This is a genomic window from Bacillus sp. P4_D3 (genome assembly GCF_056401855.1).
This window is the reverse complement of the sequence record NZ_JBFUIN010000008.1, coordinates 18416-35876: the sequence shown is the minus strand read 5'-3', so window position 1 is coordinate 35876 and position 17461 is coordinate 18416. Positions and strand designations below refer to the sequence as shown.

Here is a 17461-nt window from a genome sequence, read left to right as displayed (position 1 = left end):
TTTGTTCCCTCTCTCTCTTCTTTCGTTTTAGAAGCAAATGTGATAAGCTTTTGAATGGGTTTTGTCAATCCTAACTAGTAGTCGGAGGGAAATCCAATGAACAAAAAATCAATTCGTGACGTAGATTTAAAAGGTAAGCGTGTATTTTGCCGCGTTGATTTCAACGTACCTATGAAAGAAGGCAAAATTACAGATGAAACTCGTATCCGTGCAGCTCTTCCTACAATTCAATATTTAGTAGAGCAAGGTGCGAAAGTAATTTTAGCAAGTCATTTAGGACGTCCAAAAGGTCAAGCAGTAGAAGAATTACGTCTTACTCCAGTAGCAGCACGTTTAGGCGAGCTTCTTGGTAAAGATGTTAAAAAAGCGGACGAAGCATTCGGACCAGTTGCACAAGAAATGGTTGCAGCAATGAACGAAGGCGACGTAGTAGTTCTTGAAAACGTACGTTTCTATGCGGGCGAAGAAAAGAACGATGCAGAACTTGCGAAAGAATTTGCAGCTCTTGCTGATATTTTCGTAAACGATGCATTCGGTGCAGCTCACCGTGCTCACGCTTCTACAGCAGGAATCGCAGACTACCTACCAGCAGTATCTGGATTATTAATGGAAAAAGAGTTAGATGTATTAGGTAAAGCACTTTCTAACCCAGAACGTCCATTCACAGCTATCATTGGTGGTGCGAAAGTAAAAGATAAAATCGGTGTAATTCGTCATCTATTAGACAAAGTAGATAACTTAATCATCGGTGGCGGACTTGCTTATACATTCGTTAAAGCTTTAGGTCATGAAATTGGTCTATCTCTATGTGAAAACGACAAAATTGAACTAGCTAAAGAATTTATGCAACTTGCAAAAGAAAAAGGCGTAAACTTCTACATGCCAGTTGATGTTGTAATCACTGAGGAATTCTCTGAAACTGCAACAACTCAAATTGTTGGTATCGACTCTATTCCTTCTACTTGGGAAGGCGTGGACATCGGTCCTAAAACACGTGAAATTTATGCAGATGTAATTAAAAATTCTAAGCTTGTTGTATGGAATGGACCAATGGGTGTATTCGAAATGACTCCATTCGCAGAAGGTACAAAAGCAGTAGGACAAGCATTAGCAGATGCAGAAGGTACATACTCTGTTATCGGCGGTGGTGACTCTGCAGCAGCTGTTGAAAAATTCGGTATGGCTGATAAAATGAGCCACATTTCTACTGGCGGCGGTGCGTCATTAGAATTCATGGAAGGTAAAGAACTTCCAGGTGTAGTTTGTCTTAACGACAAATAAGTAGCAGCCAAAGAAAAAGGACGGTGCAAAGCATGCGTAAACCAATTATCGCAGGTAACTGGAAAATGAATAAAACTCTAGCTGAAGCAGTTAGCTTCGTAGAGGAAGTTAAAGGTCAAATCCCAGCAGCTTCAGCTGTTGATGCAGTAGTTTGTTCGCCAGCTCTATTCTTAGAGCGCTTAGTAGCAAAGGCTGAAGGAACTGACTTACAAGTAGGTGCACAAAACATGCACTTCGAAAAAAATGGTGCATTCACTGGCGAAATTAGCCCAGTAGCACTTAGCGACTTAAAAGTAGGCTACGTAGTACTTGGCCACTCTGAGCGTCGTGAAATGTTTGCTGAAACAGACGAGTCAGTAAACAAAAAGACTCTTGCAGCATTTGAACATGGTTTAACACCAATCGTTTGTTGTGGTGAGACTTTAGAAGAGCGCGAAAGCGGAAAAACATTTGATCTAGTAGCAGGTCAAGTGACAAAAGCACTTGCAGGTTTAACAGAAGAGCAAGTTAAAGTAACTGTTATCGCTTATGAGCCAATCTGGGCTATCGGTACAGGTAAATCTTCTTCTTCTGCAGATGCAAATGAAGTATGTGCGCACATCCGTAAAGTTGTTGCAGAAGCTGTTTCTCCAGAAGCTGCAGAAGCTGTTCGTATTCAATACGGCGGTAGCGTAAAACCAGAAAACATTAAAGAGTATATGGCACAATCTGACATCGACGGCGCTTTAGTTGGCGGTGCTAGCTTAGAGCCTGCTTCGTTCTTAGGTCTTCTGGGGGCGGTAAAATGAGAAAGCCAACAGCTTTAATCATTCTTGATGGTTTCGGACTACGTGAAGAAACTTACGGGAATGCTGTAGCACAAGCTAAGAAACCTAATTTTGATGGTTACTGGAACAAATTCCCTCACACAACGCTTACAGCTTGTGGTGAGGAAGTAGGTCTTCCAGCAGGTCAAATGGGTAACTCTGAGGTTGGTCACTTAAATATCGGTGCAGGCCGCATCGTATATCAAAGCTTAACACGCGTAAACGTTGCAATTCGTGAGGGTGAGTTCGATCAGAACGAAACTTTCCAAAATGCAATTAAAAGCGTGAAAGAAAAAGGTACTGCTCTTCATTTATTCGGTTTACTTTCTGATGGTGGTGTGCATAGTCACATGAACCATATGTTTGCTCTTCTTCGCTTAGCAGCAAAAGAAGGCGTGGAGAAAGTATATATCCATGCATTCTTAGATGGCCGCGATGTTGGACCACAAACAGCAAAAGGTTATATCGATGCAACAAATGAAGTAATTAAAGAAACAGGAGTAGGACAATTCGCGACTATCTCTGGTCGTTATTACTCCATGGACCGTGACAAGCGTTGGGATCGCGTAGAAAAATGTTACCGTGCTATGGTGAATGGTGAAGGCCCTACTTATAAATCAGCAGAAGAGTGTGTAGAAGACTCTTATGCAAATGGTATTCATGATGAATTCGTATTGCCGTCTGTAATTGTTAACGAAGATGACACGCCAGTTGCAACAATCAATAATGATGATGCAGTTATCTTCTATAACTTCCGTCCAGACCGTGCAATTCAAATTGCTCGTGTATTTACAAACGAAGACTTCCGTGAGTTCGATCGTGGTGAAAAAGTACCTCACATTCCTGAATTCGTTTGTATGACACATTTCAGTGAAACTGTAGATGGTTACGTGGCATTCAAGCCAATGAACCTTGATAACACATTAGGTGAAGTTGTTGCGCAAGCGGGATTAAAGCAACTTCGCATCGCGGAAACTGAAAAGTATCCGCACGTTACATTCTTCTTTAGCGGTGGTCGTGAGGCTGAATTCCCAGGAGAAGAGCGTATTTTAATTAACTCACCGAAGGTTGCAACGTATGACTTGAAACCTGAAATGAGCATTTATGAAGTAACGGACGCTTTAGTAAATGACATCGAAAATGATAAACATGATGTTATCATTCTTAACTTTGCAAACTGTGATATGGTTGGCCATTCTGGGATGATGGAACCAACAATTAAAGCAGTAGAAGCAACTGACGAATGTTTAGGAAAAGTTGTAGAAGCGATTCTTGCAAAAGATGGTGTAGCACTTATTACTGCTGACCATGGTAATGCCGATCAGGAGTTAACTGCTGAGGGTGGACCAATGACAGCTCATACAACTAACCCGGTTCCTTTCATCGTTACAAAAAATGATGTAGAGCTTCGTGAAGGTGGTATTTTAGGAGATATCGCCCCAACAATGCTTACACTTTTAAATGTGGAACAACCGAAAGAAATGACAGGTAAAACAATTATTAAATAATTTGCTTATATAAAAAGGAGAGAATTTATTATGTCAACAATTATTGATGTTTATGCTCGCGAAGTCCTTGACTCTCGTGGTAACCCAACTGTAGAAGTAGAAGTTTACACAGAAAGCGGCGCATTCGGACGCGCTATCGTACCAAGTGGTGCATCTACTGGTGAGCACGAAGCAGTAGAATTACGTGACGGTGACAAATCTCGTTACCTTGGTAAAGGTGTTATGAACGCAGTAAACAACGTTAACGAAGCAATCGCTCCAGAAATCGTTGGTTTCGACGTAACTGACCAAGCTGGTATCGACCGTGCTATGATCGAATTAGATGGCACTCCAAACAAAGGTAAACTAGGCGCTAACGCTATCCTTGGTGTATCTATGGCAGTAGCTCACGCAGCAGCTGACTTCGTAGGTCTTCCATTATACCGTTACCTTGGTGGATTCAATGCAAAACAATTACCAACTCCAATGATGAACATCATCAACGGTGGTTCTCACGCTGATAACAACGTTGATTTCCAAGAGTTCATGATCTTACCAGTTGGTGCTCCAACATTCAAAGAATCAATCCGTATGGGTGCTGAAGTATTCCATGCACTTAAAGCTGTATTACATGACAAAGGTCTTAACACTGCAGTAGGTGACGAAGGTGGATTCGCTCCAAACCTTGGTTCTAATCGTGAAGCATTAGAAGTAATCATCGAAGCTATCGAAAAAGCTGGTTACAAAGCTGGAGAGAACGTATTCTTAGGAATGGACGTTGCTTCTTCTGAGTTCTACAACAAAGAAACTGGTAAATATGACCTTGCAGGCGAAGGCCGTACTGGCTTAACTTCTGCAGAAATGGTTGATTTCTACGAAGAGCTTTGCAAAGACTTCCCAATCATCTCTATTGAAGATGGTCTAGACGAAAACGACTGGGATGGTCACAAATTATTAACTGAGCGTATCGGTGATAAAGTACAATTAGTTGGTGACGATTTATTCGTAACTAACACTCAAAAACTTGCTGAAGGTATCGAAAAAGGTATCTCTAACTCAATCTTAATTAAAGTTAACCAAATCGGTACTTTAACTGAGACTTTCGAAGCAATCGAAATGGCTAAACGTGCTGGTTACACAGCAGTTGTATCTCACCGTTCTGGTGAAACTGAAGATGCTACAATCGCTGACATCGCAGTTGCAACTAACGCTGGCCAAATCAAAACTGGTTCTATGAGCCGTACTGACCGTATTGCTAAGTACAACCAATTATTACGTATCGAAGACGAGCTAGGCGAAATCGCTGTTTACGCTGGTTTACAATCTTTCTACAATATCAAACGATAATTGTAGGAAATAACGACAGACCGTGAGAAATCACGGTCTGTTTTTTTATGCTAAAATTGTTCGTCCGTCATAAGTGACATGAAATATTTAAAGAAGAGATTATAATCAAAATCGATAGCAATTTGCTGCATTAAGTTTTTACATAAAATAAATAAAACAGCTAGGGAAGTGAGTCGTCCTAAACTTACAATGACTAGTTCGTCTTTATACTGCTCGATAAGAGGGATAACTTCAAAGAAATTCTCCATTTCTCCGTTTTGTAACTTTTCATTTGGGATGATTGGCCCTAACCCTTCTTTACCGTGAATATTGGTAAAAAAAGCGGGAGGACCTCCATTGAGAGGACGGTCTGAACCACCAAATATTTTCATATCTTTATTTCTTGATTTTTGTTTAAGGAAATGAGCATTTTGTACGGCTATTTCTTTTGGAACATTGCCGTAATCGGTGACAATCCCAACAATTTCAATTTCATCGATAAAGAATGCGAGGAGGAGGGCTATCGTATCGTCGATTCCAGGATCAAAAAAAATAAGAACTTTTTTAGACATATGTTCACCACCTATCTATATATATGTGTGCTAGAGAGAAGGCAGAAGAAAAATGGAGTGAAAGATTTTATTTTATTGAAATAATACCCATCAAAATTCAGAATATATAAACTTTGTATATTAGGTCAAGGTTTTTGACATAAATTATATGCAGAAACGCAGTCATATCAAGGGTGTAAGCGTATAATATAGTGGATTTTCGTTGTTGATTTGATAAATTGCAGGTTTTTACAATTTATACTATGATAAGGATATTAACAGAAGATCGTATAAACATGAGGGATGATGAACATGAAACTTACAAAGATTCTTGTCCAAATTTCTGCTCTTTATGTATTTTATATGGTTGGAAATTGGGTGCAAGAAATGTTGAATATTCCGATTCCAGGAAGTTTGATTGGGATGTTCCTCCTGCTTGTTTTTCTTAGCCTAAAAGTACTTCCAGTGAAATGGTTTGATTTAGGAGCAGAAACACTCGTTGCTATTATGCCGTTTTTATTAATTCCGCCAACGCTTGGCTTAATGAATTACGGTGCTTTTTTTATGAGTAAAGGAATTTCTCTTTTCATTACAGTTGTAGCGAGTACGTTTTTAATTATTATTGTCGCAGGGCATACAGGACAATATCTTGCGAATAGAAAGGAAAAAGAGACACAATGAGCCAAATATTAATCGGAATCGGTTGGGTTCTTTTTACGGTGCTATTATATCAATTATCTAAAAAAATCTACAAATTATTTCCAACACCATTTACCATTCCAATGCTTGTTGCAACGGGATTAATGGCTTTCTTATTTATAATGCTTGATATACCATATCAAAATTATATGGAAAGTGGTGGTGGCTGGATTGCGAAGTTACTCGGACCAGGTGTTGTAGCATTTGCAATCCCGCTCTATAAACAACGTCATGTTCTGCAAAAATATGTTGTACCAATTGCTGGTGGGGTATTAGTAGGTACAACAGTTGCTATTGCAAGTGATTTGGCTATCGCCACACTTATGGGAACAGATAAAAGCTTAATTTTATCTTCTTTACCAAAATCAGTGACAATGCCAGTTGCGATGAGTGTATCTGAACAAGTTGGTGGTGTCCCGTCCTTAACAGCGGCCTTCGTCGTTATCGCAGGGATTACTGGAACGATTTCAGGACCAATTTTATTAAAATGGAGCCGCGTTACAAACTCAGTTGGTAAAGGGATTGGCTTTGGATGTGCATCTCATATTATGGGTGTTATGAGAGCGATGAAAAATAATGAGCATGAAGGTGTTATTGGATCGGTAACAATGACATTAACAGCAATTTTGACATGTTTGCTTGGACCGTTATTCGCAATGGTGTTTATGTAATAGAAGAAAAGCGAGAGCGATTCTATAGCTCTCGCTTTTCTATAGGATTTATGCTACATTTAAAATAACTGAATCTTTGTAGGAGGTACGCCAAGTGCATACGTTATTATCTGTTTTACTTATTATTGTATCGATTTTAATGATTGTTATGGTACTTATGCAGTCTAGTAATAGCTCAGGCCTTTCAGGTGCAATTTCAGGCGGTGCAGAGCAATTATTTGGTAAGCAAAAAGCACGTGGAATTGAAGCGGTATTAAACCGTGTTACAGTTGTTTTAGCTGTGTTGTTCTTTGTACTAACAATTGCTGTTACGTACTTAAACTTATAAAATTAAAAGAAGAAGCGTTAGCGGATTATGCTAATGGTTCTTCTTTTTTTGATTTGTTATTCAAAAAAAGTTTCTAATTAGATTATAGAATTATAAATATGGTACACTAAGATATAGAAAGAATACGACTAGATTACAGAAGAGAAAGAGGAGAAGTACATGATGAAATTAGCATCTCCGAAACCATTTACATTTGAAGGTGGAGACCGCGCTGTTTTATTATTACATGGATTCACAGGGAACTCAGCTGACGTACGCATGCTAGGGCGTTTCTTAGAGAAGAAAGGCTATACTTGTCATGCGCCAATTTATAAAGGACACGGCGTACCACCACAAGAGCTTGTTCATACAGGCCCTGAAGACTGGTGGAAAGATGTAATGAATGCCTACCAGCATTTAAAAGATCAAGGTTACGAGAAAATAGCTGCGGTTGGATTATCATTAGGCGGAGTATTCTCATTAAAACTTGCTTATACATTACCGATTTTAGGTGTTGTACCAATGTGTGCACCGATGTACATTAAAAGTGAAGAAATTATGTACCAAGGTATATTGGCATATGCCCGCGAATATAAAAAGCGTGAGCAAAAATCACCAGAACGAATTGAGCAGGAAATGTTTGAATTTAAACAGACACCAATGAATACATTAAAAGCATTACAGGAGTTGATTCGTGACGTACGCAATAATGTTGATATGATTTATGCTCCAACATTCGTTGTACAAGCACGTCATGATGAGATGATTAATACAGATAGTGCTAACATTATTTATAACGGTGTAGAATCTACGTTAAAAGACATTAAATGGTATGAAGACTCTACGCATGTCATTACACTTGATAAAGAACGTGATGTGCTACATGAGGATGTATATAACTTCTTGGAGCAACTAGATTGGTAAGATCTAGTTGCCTCTTTTTTTCATAAGGGAATTTATTATCCCAATTGGTGTGGGCTAATAATCAGTGGGAAGGGACAAAACCCCACTGATTAAAGTTACACTTTATGAAAGCTGTAAAAAATCATTGGGAGATGATTAAAGTTTCACTTTATACATCCCCCATCTTTCGGATACACTAAATAATATAAGGGTTTAAAGGAGGTATTTCTGCTTGGAAGAAATCATGCAAGAACATATTGATAAGTTGTTATTATTTATGAGGGAAGAAGCGTATAAACCGTTAACGATACAAGAATTAGAAGCTGCATTTGGAATCGAAGGCTCTGAGGGCTTTAAAGATTTCGTAAAGGCACTTGTAATGATGGAAGAGAAGGGGCTTKTTATCCGCACACGTAGTAACCGCTACGGTCTTCCAGAAAAAATGAATTTAGTACGCGGTAAATTAATTGGGCACGCACGTGGTTTTGCGTTCGTCGTTCCAGAAGAGAAGAARACAGGAGATGATGATCTTTTCATCCCGCCTACAGAATTAAATGGCGCACTTCATGGTGATACAGTATTAGCACGTGTTAGCGCGCAATCAAGTGGATCACGCCAAGAAGGCGCGATTGTTCGTATTTTAGAGCGTGGAACGAAGGAACTAGTTGGTACATATACAGAGTCAAAGAACTTTGGATTTGTTATACCTGATAATAAACGCTGGACAAGTGACATTTTCATCTTGAAAAGTGCATCTATGGGCGCTGTAGAAGGCCATAAAGTAGTTGTGAAAATTACAGGCTACCCAGAGAACCGTTTAAGCGCAGAAGGTGAAGTTATTCAAATTCTAGGTCATAAAAATGACCCAGGAGTAGATATTTTATCTGTTATTCATAAACATCATTTACCTTTAGCATTTCCTGAAGAGGTGATGGAACATGCAAACAGTGTACCAGAAACGATTTCAGAAGAAGATATAAAAGATCGCCGTGATTTACGTGATCAAATGATTGTTACAATTGATGGTGCGGATGCGAAAGACTTAGATGACGCTGTTACAGTAACGAAGCTTGAGAACGGTAACCATAAGCTTGGCGTTCATATTGCGGATGTAAGTCATTACGTTCAAGAAGGTTCTCCAATTGATGTTGAAGCAGCGGAGAGAGCAACGAGTGTATATCTTGTAGACCGTGTAATTCCGATGATTCCGCATCGTTTATCAAACGGTATTTGTTCATTAAATCCGAAAGTAGACCGTCTGACACTATCTTGTGAAATGGAAATCAACAATCTAGGTGATGTTGTAAAGCATGAGATTTTCCAAAGTGTAATTAAAACGACAGAGCGTATGACGTATGCTGACGTAAGAAGCATTTTAGAAGATGAAGACGAAGCGCTAATTGAACGTTACGAGCCGCTAGTACCAATGTTTAAAGAAATGGGGCAGTTAGCACAAATTTTACGTGAAAAACGTATGCGCCGCGGTGCGATTGACTTTGACTTTAAAGAAGCGAAAGTACTAGTAGATGAAGAAGGAAAACCGACTGATGTTGTAATGCGTGATCGTTCTGTATCAGAGAAGTTAATTGAAGAGTTTATGCTTGTTGCGAACGAAACAGTAGCAGAGCACTTCCATTGGATGAACGTACCGTTTATGTACCGTGTCCATGAAGATCCGAAAGAAGATAAGCTTGAGCGTTTCTTCGAGTTTGTAACAAACTTCGGATATGCAGTAAAAGGACGTGCGAACGAAATACATCCTCGTGCGCTGCAACAAATTCTTGAAATGGTTCAAGGTCAGCCAGAAGAAGTAGTCATTTCAACAGTTATGCTTCGTTCTATGAAGCAAGCACGTTACGATTCGGACAGCTTAGGACATTTCGGTTTATCAACTGAGTTCTACACGCATTTCACATCGCCAATTCGTCGTTACCCAGATACGATTGTTCATAGATTGATTCGTGAATACATCATTAATGGTAAAGTAGACAACGAAACGCAAGCGAAATGGCGTGAAAACTTACCTGAGATTGCAGAGCACTCTTCTAATATGGAACGCCGCGCTGTTGAAGCAGAACGTGAAACAGACGAAATGAAAAAAGCAGAGTATATGGTTGATAAGATCGGTGAAGAGTATGACGGTATGATTAGCTCTGTAACAAACTTCGGTTTATTCGTAGAGCTTCCAAATACAATTGAAGGTCTTGTACACGTTAGCTATTTAACAGATGATTACTACCGTTATGACGAAAAACATTTTGCGATGATTGGAGAACGTACAGGTAACGTATTCCGCATCGGTGACGAAATTACAATTCGTGTTATTAACGTAAATAAAGACGAGCGAGCAATCGACTTTGAAATCGTTGGCATGAAAGGCACACCTCGTCGCAAGTTCAAAGATCGTCCAGTTGTGATTGAACAGCCAAGAACAGGCAGAAAGAAACGCGGTGGACGTAGCGAGCGTAGTAATGAGCGCGGTGGCGAACGCGGCACAGGAAGAAAGTTTGATCGTGGTGGCCAAGGAAAAGGAAAAGCATCAGCATCCACATCCGCTAGTCAGCCAGGGAAAAAAGATAGTAATGGCAATAGTAATGGCAAGAAGAAAAAAGGATTCTTTGAAAATGTACCAGGATTCAAGAAGAAAAAGAAAAAGCGCAAGTAAGAAAAGAGTGGCTTCGCCTCACATTCTGAGCGAGCCACTTTCGCTTTTTGTTTACATTTGTTACAATGGTAAAAATAGAGGAGGGACGTTATATGCCAAAAGGTACAGGTAAGGTTATTGCGCAAAATAAAAAGGCATTTCATGATTATTTCATCGAAGAAACATACGAAGTAGGGCTTGTCCTTCAAGGAACGGAAATTAAGTCGATTCGCGCTGGACGCGTGAACTTGAAAGATGCGTTTGCACGTATACATAACGGTGAAGTATGGGTTCATAATATGCATATTAATACATATGAACAAGGGAATCGTTTCAATCACGATCCGCTACGTACAAGGAAGTTACTTCTTCATAAAAAAGAAATTGATAAGCTAGCAGGTTATGCAAAAGAAACAGGATATGCATTAGTTCCAGTTAGAATCTATTTGAAAAATGGATTTGCGAAAATGGCACTTGGTTTAGCAAAAGGTAAGAAGCAATATGATAAGCGTCACGATTTAAAAGAGAAAGAAGCTAAACGTGAAATTGCACGCGTGTTCCGTGATCGTCAAAAGATGTAATACAGATATTTACATTTGTAAAACGGCGCGCGTATGATATAATAACTTATGTAAGATTGTTGCACATTGAAAAACAGCTCTTAGTAGCTATCACGATATTTCTTCGTATGCTCCATTTTTATCATGGGGACGTTACGGATTCGACAGGGATAGTTCGAGCTTAGGTTGCGAGTCGAGGGGATCGGCCTCGTTAAAACGTCAAAGCCTATAATTGGCAAACAAAACAATCTTTCTTTAGCTGCTTAATTGCACTAAAGGTTCCTCCCTCCATCGTCCATGTGGTAGGGTAAGGGACTCAAACTAAGTGGACTACGCCGGAGTTCGCCGTCTGAGGGCGAAGGAAGAGAACAATCAGACTAGCAACTTGGAAGCCTGTCGATAGGCCGAAGAGTTCGCGAAATGCTAATATATCGACTACACTCGTAGAAGCTTAAGTGCCGATATTTTTGGACGTGGGTTCGACTCCCACCGTCTCCACCAATACATATTTGGTGGTTTTTTATTTTGTATGATATGAACCATAACTTTGCCAGATTGGCGGGGTTATGGTTCTTTTTGTTTTGTGGTTTTATAAAATGCTTAAGTTGATGGGGATGGGGCGGTACCCTTGAAACAGAAAATGAAGAAATAGTTATTGATGATAAGCAGGTAGATACTATAGCTGCCCCTTAATGATTAAATAATATTTATTTAAATCTTCATATATTTTGTGTTTTTATCCATATCTATTGTAAGATTATATAGAGTTCTCCTAATAAGCTGTTATAACGGATTTTTTAGGAATTTAAAATTTATAAATCTTAAATTATTTTTTTGGGATAATTTTTTATCTAACTAAGTTATATTGAAGTAGAGGTGAACCATCGGTGAAGCAGGTGTTGGTAATTAAGAATGAACGGTCTTTTGCAAAGAAAATCGTAAGCGGTCTAACGCAAGAAGGCTATTTCATTTTAAAACTTCACAATGAAAACCAAGGTTTAAATATAATATATGAACAAGATTGGGATATTATCATATTGGATTGGGATTCATTAAGTATACCCGGACCAGAAATTTGCAGACAAATACGACTTGTTAAAACGACACCGATCATTATTGTGACCGGCAATATTTCTAGTAAGGATTGCATAGCAGGGTTACAAGCAGGAGCAGATGATTATATAAGAAAACCATTTGTGAAAGAAGAATTAGTAGCAAGGGTTCAAGCTATTTTAAGGAGAAGTGACTGTATCCAGCAAAATGAGACAAACTTTTTTCAGTTTAAAGATCTCTTTGTTGATGCATCTAGCAATATTGTGAAAAAAGGTGGTAAAAATCTCTCGCTTACTAAGCGCGAGTATGATTTACTTGTATTTTTAATCAAGAATAAAAATACAATATTGAGCCGTGAAATGCTTTTGAATCAGGTTTGGGGATTTAACGTAGTAGTAAATCCAAATGTAGTAGACTTATATATTGGGTATGTAAGAAAAAAGTTAAAGTGCGAGAAGAAAGACAGGTATATTCAAACGATACATGGCAGGGGCTATTCAATGATTGAATGATAAAAATAAGATAATAGGTAAAGTACAGTTTGTCATAATAAACAATATCCAGCATAATAGAAAAACGAGTAAACTATTTCATTCAGTTTTACTCGTTTTTTTCTATGAAATCTGATAATCAAATAGTTTCTGTGAAATATTAAAAGACGGAAACTATAAAAAGAAGATTGCTATCAGGCAATGGATTATGAAAAAATTAGCTATTAATGGGCATTTTTTTTGCAGTAGAAATCATGGTTTATAAGGTGCCAATCTATTGGTTAGTACGTGTGGGGGATGACTCTGGTGCGCATTAGTTGAGACCGTATCTAATTTATGTTTAATTTTATTAACTCACATCATTCACAAGATTTTCACATAATTAATGACTATACTAATTAACAGGATGTTCAAATGAAAATGATTATCAATAGCGGTTTAGGTGAATAAAAGTTACTATCTAATTCAATCTATGGACGTCATCATTTTCGAAATAAATCACATTATAAGGAGTATATTTATGAAAAAATCTATGCTTTTAAAATTAGTGAGTATTCTAGCAGTTTTCACTTTAATGTTAGTAGCTTGCTCAGATTCAAGTAAGGAAACTTCAAAGGCTAATAAAGGTAATAGTAGTGATAAGCCAAAGACGGTTGAAATCACTGATGCTCATGGAACTGTTAAAGTCCCTGTAAATCCAAAGAATGTAGTTGCTTTAGATAATAGAACTTTTGAAACTTTAGCTGATTGGGGAATTAAATTAGCGGCAGCTCCAAAGGATGTAATGCCTGCAGATTCAGCATATGTAAAGGATAATAAAGTTCAAAATATTGGAAATCACCGCGAACCAAATCTTGAAATTATAGCAGCTGCAAACCCTGAACTTGTAATCGTTGGTCAAAGATTTGCTGGCCATTACGAAGAAATCAAAAAATTAGTGCCAAATGCAGCTGTTATTGATCTTAATGTTGATGTTTCTGAGAAATCTACTACGCCTGGGAAAAATTTAGTAGATGGACTTAAAAGTTCTACAATTACTTTAGGAAAAATCTTTGATAAAGATAAAGAAGCTAAACAATTAGTAGCTGATTTTGATAAATCTATTGAAACTGCAAAATCTGCTTATAATGGAAAAGATAAAGTTATGAGTGTTATTGTTACTGGTGGGAATATTGGTTTTGCTGCTCCTCACTCTGGTCGTGTTTGGGGACCAATGTATGAAATTTTCGGTTGGGTTCCAGCACTAGAAGTTTCAAATTCTACTGCAGGTCATAAAGGTGATGACGTTTCTGTTGAAGCTATTGCACAAACAAATCCTGATTGGCTTTTCGTATTAGATCGTGATGCTGCAACATCTGATGCAGCTACTTCAGCTCCTGCTAAAGATGTTATTTCTAAATCACCTGCTCTTCAAAACACAACTGCTGTTTCTAAAAAACAGGTTGTTTATGCACCAGAAGATACTTACACAAATGAATCAATTCAGACTTACATAGAGTTATTTGGTAATATTGCAAAAACTTTAGCTAAGTAGTGTAAAGGAGTACGAAACAGTGTCAAAAAATATAGTTTCTAGGGTTGAGAATACTTCTCAACCCCAGTTTTATAATCACAATAAATTATGGACAAAACCTTTTATAATAGCGATTATAGTTGTTATAATTTTAGGGATTATATCACTGTTTACTGGAGTTTATGATATACGCGGACAAGAGGACGGAATGGAGATGTTTTTCATAACTCGTGTTCCGAGAACAGTTGCATTAATGCTTACTGGTGCTGCAATGGCGATGGCAGGACTCGTAATGCAACTCATTACACAGAATCGTTTTGTTGAACCTACTACAACGGGGACTATTGAATGGTCAGGCTTAGGCCTGCTTTTTGTATATTTATTATTTCCTGCCCCGACTTTAGTTCAAAGAATGACTGGTGCAATCATTTTTTCTTTTATAGGAACTATGATTTTCTTTTTATTTTTAAGAAGAGTTAAACTTCGTTCGTCTTTAATTGTCCCGATTATCGGATTGATGCTTGGAGCAGTTATTTCTGCAGTGTCTACTTTTTTGGGACTCCTTTTTCAAATGACGCAAAGTATTGAAACTTGGTTTGTAGGTTCATTTGCTAACGTTCAGGTTGGAAGATATGAATATTTATGGCTGATTGTTATCATTACTTTGCTTATTTTTATGTATGCTAATAGATTGACTTTAGCTGGACTAGGAGAAGATGTCGCAACAAGCCTTGGAGTTAATTACAATAGAATTGTTCTTTTTGGGACTGGTCTTATCTCTGTTGCAGTTGGAATTGTTGCAGCTGTTATTGGACACTTACCTTTCTTGGGATTAATTGTTCCAAATATTGTTTCAATGTTTAGAGGTGATGATCTTAGGAGTAATTTACCTTGGGTGTGCGTGATCGGAATGGGGACAATAACTGCCTGTGACATCATTTCTCGAACAATTATAAAGCCTTTTGAAGTACCTGTTTCTTTAATACTTGCAACAGTGGGAGCAGTCGTGTTTATTACTATTTTATTGAGGCAAAGAAAACCAAGGAGGCTACGATGATCACATTAGAATATAAAAATAAAGAAAATGTCGAAATCGATTCTAGCCTTCATAATGAAAATAGATCAGCTAGTGCTTTTCGTTCTAAGAAGGAAGCAAGACGTTATTGGATTTTACTGATAACATTGATTGCTTTAGGTCTTCTTTCTTCATATGGACTTTTAGTTTATAACAATCCAGTTCCGATAGATTCACCTTCTTTTATCCCAGTTGTTAAGAGAAGGATAGTAGCTATTGTTGCAATGATTATTGCTGCAGTTTGCCATAGCTTGTCGACAGTTGCTTTCCAATCTATTACGAATAATAAAATTATTACTCCTTCGCTTTTAGGTTTCGAATCACTTTATTCAGCAATTCAAACGAGTACAATATTCTTCTTTGGTGCTAGTGCATTGATAAATTTTAATGGAATTGGATCATTTTTATTTCAAGTCGTTGTTATGGTCTTTATGAGTTTGATACTTTATGGATGGTTACTTTCCGGTAAATACGGGAATTTACAACTTATGCTTTTAGTTGGAATTATTATTGGTACCGGGCTAAATTCTGTGTCAACTTTCATGAGGAAACTACTTGCGCCTTCAGAATTTGATATTTTACAAGCGAGATTATTTGGTTCTGTTAATCATGCAGATCCTGCATATTTTCCTATTGTAATTCCTATGATCATAATTGTAGCAGTATTAATTTTTGCACATTCTAAGAATTTGAATGTTTTGTCACTAGGAAAGGATGTTGCTACTTCTTTTGGGGTTAAATATCAACCTAGTGTAATTTATACGCTTGTATTAGTAGCTATTTTAATGTCCATCTCAACAGCTCTAATTGGACCACTTACTTTCTACGGCTTTTTAGTAGCAACTTTGAGTTATCAGGCGGCGTCAACTTATGATCATAGATATATTTTTCCAATGGCTTTTGCTATAGGATTTTTGATAATGACGAGTGCATACTTTTTAATGTATCATGTATTCCATGCTCAAGGTGTAGTTTCAGTTATTATTGAATTATTTGGTGGAATAATATTCTTAACTATAGTTTTAAGGAAGAGGGCTTTATGATAAAAATTGATAACGTTAAAAAGTTCTATACTGATAAGGTGAAAATAGGACCTTTGGATATTGAAATACCAAAAGCAGGCTTTACTTCTTTAATTGGACCAAATGGCGCTGGAAAGTCCACGACACTTTTGATGATTGGAAGACTCTTAGATATGGATGAAGGTCAAATTCAGGTAGCAAATATGGATGTTTCTGAATCCAAATCAAAAGACTTAGCAAAAGTTTTGACTATATTGCGACAAGAAAATCATTTTGTAACTAGGCTTACTGTTAGACAACTAGTTGGATTTGGGCGCTTTCCTTATTCAAAGGGAAGGTTAACTAAAGAAGATGAGGTTATTATTTCTAAATATATCGATTTCCTAGATTTAACTAATTTAGAGAATAGATATTTAGATGAGCTTTCTGGTGGTCAAAGACAAAGGGCATATGTAGCGATGGTATTGTGCCAAGAGACTGAATATGTACTTTTGGACGAGCCTCTGAACAACCTTGATGTTGCTCGTTCTGTTCAAATGATGGAGCATTTGAGACGTGCGGCTAATGAATTTGGAAGAACAATTTTGACTGTTATGCATGACATAAATTTTGCAGCCAAATATTCTGATAAAATTTGTGCTATGAAAGATGGACAAATTGCTGCTTTTGGAACAGTAGAAGAGGTTATGGACCCAACAATTTTAACAGATATTTTTGAAACGAAAATTGAAATTATCAAAGGTCCTTATGGGCCAATCGCTGTTTATTAGTTACAAAATGTGAAAAATGAGTATGTCAAAAAATACTGTAGCTTGTGTAAATCATGCCTGCTACTCTAGTTGAAGTTGCTGTCTGTATTTTATAGGCAGCAGCTTTTTTTAATGCGGTTGCCCATGATAACTCTTAATATTTCTGGCTGCTCGTAGCAGTCCTACATGTATTTCATTACTTCCGGTCCTGCGATGCTTCCAACAATAAACTTGTAAATTACTCATGAAATGCAAAGGAACGCTTCGCATTTTCAAGTATTTACCAAACGAAAAATTTATCTCTTTATAACTTTTTATAAGAA

15 protein-coding genes, 1 other RNA gene and 1 pseudogene are annotated in these 17461 nt (G+C 37.6%); 16 read left to right on the top strand and 1 reads right to left on the bottom strand.

The genetic code is table 11. The features are described from left to right. The first annotated feature begins 96 nt into the window (after positions 1 to 96). From AC1DTM_RS03045 to eno, 4 genes are read left to right on the top strand one after another with little or no spacing between them, the layout of a single operon-like run. Positions 97 to 1281, top strand: a complete 1185-nt coding sequence (locus AC1DTM_RS03045; RefSeq protein ID WP_002159913.1) for a phosphoglycerate kinase — start codon at positions 97 to 99, stop codon at positions 1279 to 1281. A 32-nt stretch (positions 1282 to 1313) separates the two neighbouring features. Further along, the gene (gene tpiA, locus AC1DTM_RS03040) at positions 1314 to 2069 is read left to right on the top strand and encodes a triose-phosphate isomerase (protein WP_002159914.1); all 756 of its coding nucleotides are present in this window, start codon (positions 1314 to 1316) and stop codon (positions 2067 to 2069) included. Further along, positions 2066 to 3595, top strand: a complete 1530-nt coding sequence (gene gpmI, locus AC1DTM_RS03035) for a 2,3-bisphosphoglycerate-independent phosphoglycerate mutase (protein ID WP_002089542.1) — start codon at positions 2066 to 2068, stop codon at positions 3593 to 3595. Before tpiA ends, gpmI begins: the two co-directional genes overlap by 4 nt. Positions 3596 to 3625: 30 nt before the next feature. Next, positions 3626 to 4921, top strand: coding sequence for a phosphopyruvate hydratase (gene eno / locus AC1DTM_RS03030; protein ID WP_002112796.1), 1296 nt, complete (start codon positions 3626 to 3628; stop codon positions 4919 to 4921). Between the two features lie 119 nt (positions 4922 to 5040). On the opposite strand, the pseudogene AC1DTM_RS03025 reads toward eno, so the two are convergent. Further along, positions 5041 to 5472: pseudogene (locus AC1DTM_RS03025) on the bottom strand (nucleoside hydrolase); the annotation flags it as partial. Between the two features lie 282 nt (positions 5473 to 5754). Here AC1DTM_RS03025 and AC1DTM_RS03020 point away from each other — a divergent pair. From AC1DTM_RS03020 to AC1DTM_RS02965, 12 genes are all read left to right on the top strand, one after another. Further along, on the top strand, positions 5755 to 6132 hold the full coding sequence (locus tag AC1DTM_RS03020) for a CidA/LrgA family holin-like protein (RefSeq protein ID WP_171902574.1): 378 nt from the start codon (positions 5755 to 5757) through the stop codon (positions 6130 to 6132). Continuing rightward, complete coding sequence (locus AC1DTM_RS03015) at positions 6129 to 6821, top strand: LrgB family protein (RefSeq protein ID WP_002159917.1); 693 nt, start codon at positions 6129 to 6131, stop codon at positions 6819 to 6821. The genes AC1DTM_RS03020 and AC1DTM_RS03015 overlap by 4 nt, the downstream gene beginning before the upstream one ends. A 94-nt stretch (positions 6822 to 6915) precedes the next feature. Next, on the top strand, positions 6916 to 7149 hold the full coding sequence (gene secG / locus AC1DTM_RS03010; protein WP_002112793.1) for a preprotein translocase subunit SecG: 234 nt from the start codon (positions 6916 to 6918) through the stop codon (positions 7147 to 7149). 162 nt (positions 7150 to 7311) lie between these two features. Continuing rightward, positions 7312 to 8052, top strand: coding sequence for an alpha/beta hydrolase (locus tag AC1DTM_RS03005; RefSeq protein WP_165497462.1), 741 nt, complete (start codon positions 7312 to 7314; stop codon positions 8050 to 8052). Positions 8053 to 8275: 223 nt separating this feature from the next. Further along, complete coding sequence (gene rnr, locus AC1DTM_RS03000; RefSeq protein ID WP_477000043.1) at positions 8276 to 10696, top strand: ribonuclease R; 2421 nt, start codon at positions 8276 to 8278, stop codon at positions 10694 to 10696. 92 nt (positions 10697 to 10788) lie between these two features. Continuing rightward, positions 10789 to 11256, top strand: a complete 468-nt coding sequence (gene smpB / locus AC1DTM_RS02995; RefSeq protein WP_002034685.1) for an SsrA-binding protein — start codon at positions 10789 to 10791, stop codon at positions 11254 to 11256. A 125-nt stretch (positions 11257 to 11381) separates the two neighbouring features. Continuing rightward, positions 11382 to 11736: a transfer-messenger RNA gene (gene ssrA / locus AC1DTM_RS02990) on the top strand. A gap of 386 nt (positions 11737 to 12122) precedes the next feature. Next, a complete protein-coding gene (locus AC1DTM_RS02985) occupies positions 12123 to 12800 on the top strand; it encodes a response regulator transcription factor (protein ID WP_016106594.1) in 678 nt (225 codons plus the stop codon). A 499-nt stretch (positions 12801 to 13299) separates the two neighbouring features. Beyond that, complete coding sequence (locus tag AC1DTM_RS02980; protein ID WP_016106593.1) at positions 13300 to 14313, top strand: siderophore ABC transporter substrate-binding protein; 1014 nt, start codon at positions 13300 to 13302, stop codon at positions 14311 to 14313. 19 nt (positions 14314 to 14332) lie between these two features. Next, on the top strand, positions 14333 to 15349 hold the full coding sequence (locus AC1DTM_RS02975; RefSeq protein ID WP_477000038.1) for an ABC transporter permease: 1017 nt from the start codon (positions 14333 to 14335) through the stop codon (positions 15347 to 15349). After that, a complete protein-coding gene (locus AC1DTM_RS02970) occupies positions 15346 to 16410 on the top strand; it encodes an iron chelate uptake ABC transporter family permease subunit (protein ID WP_002198888.1) in 1065 nt (354 codons plus the stop codon). The genes AC1DTM_RS02975 and AC1DTM_RS02970 overlap by 4 nt, the downstream gene beginning before the upstream one ends. Further along, complete coding sequence (locus AC1DTM_RS02965; protein WP_289404945.1) at positions 16407 to 17159, top strand: iron ABC transporter ATP-binding protein; 753 nt, start codon at positions 16407 to 16409, stop codon at positions 17157 to 17159. Before AC1DTM_RS02970 ends, AC1DTM_RS02965 begins: the two co-directional genes overlap by 4 nt. Positions 17160 to 17461 lie beyond the last annotated feature (302 nt).

Coding starts and splice junctions, on each gene's coding strand:
- AC1DTM_RS03015 (WP_002159917.1), top strand. CDS start 6,129: ATGAGCCAAATATTAATCGGAATCGGTTGGGTTCTTTTTACGGTGCTA.
- AC1DTM_RS02965 (WP_289404945.1), top strand. CDS start 16,407: ATGATAAAAATTGATAACGTTAAAAAGTTCTATACTGATAAGGTGAAA.
- eno (WP_002112796.1), top strand. CDS start 3,626: ATGTCAACAATTATTGATGTTTATGCTCGCGAAGTCCTTGACTCTCGT.
- AC1DTM_RS03005 (WP_165497462.1), top strand. CDS start 7,312: ATGAAATTAGCATCTCCGAAACCATTTACATTTGAAGGTGGAGACCGC.
- AC1DTM_RS02980 (WP_016106593.1), top strand. CDS start 13,300: ATGAAAAAATCTATGCTTTTAAAATTAGTGAGTATTCTAGCAGTTTTC.
- AC1DTM_RS02970 (WP_002198888.1), top strand. CDS start 15,346: ATGATCACATTAGAATATAAAAATAAAGAAAATGTCGAAATCGATTCT.
- AC1DTM_RS03020 (WP_171902574.1), top strand. CDS start 5,755: ATGATGAACATGAAACTTACAAAGATTCTTGTCCAAATTTCTGCTCTT.
- AC1DTM_RS03045 (WP_002159913.1), top strand. CDS start 97: ATGAACAAAAAATCAATTCGTGACGTAGATTTAAAAGGTAAGCGTGTA.
- smpB (WP_002034685.1), top strand. CDS start 10,789: ATGCCAAAAGGTACAGGTAAGGTTATTGCGCAAAATAAAAAGGCATTT.
- tpiA (WP_002159914.1), top strand. CDS start 1,314: ATGCGTAAACCAATTATCGCAGGTAACTGGAAAATGAATAAAACTCTA.
- gpmI (WP_002089542.1), top strand. CDS start 2,066: ATGAGAAAGCCAACAGCTTTAATCATTCTTGATGGTTTCGGACTACGT.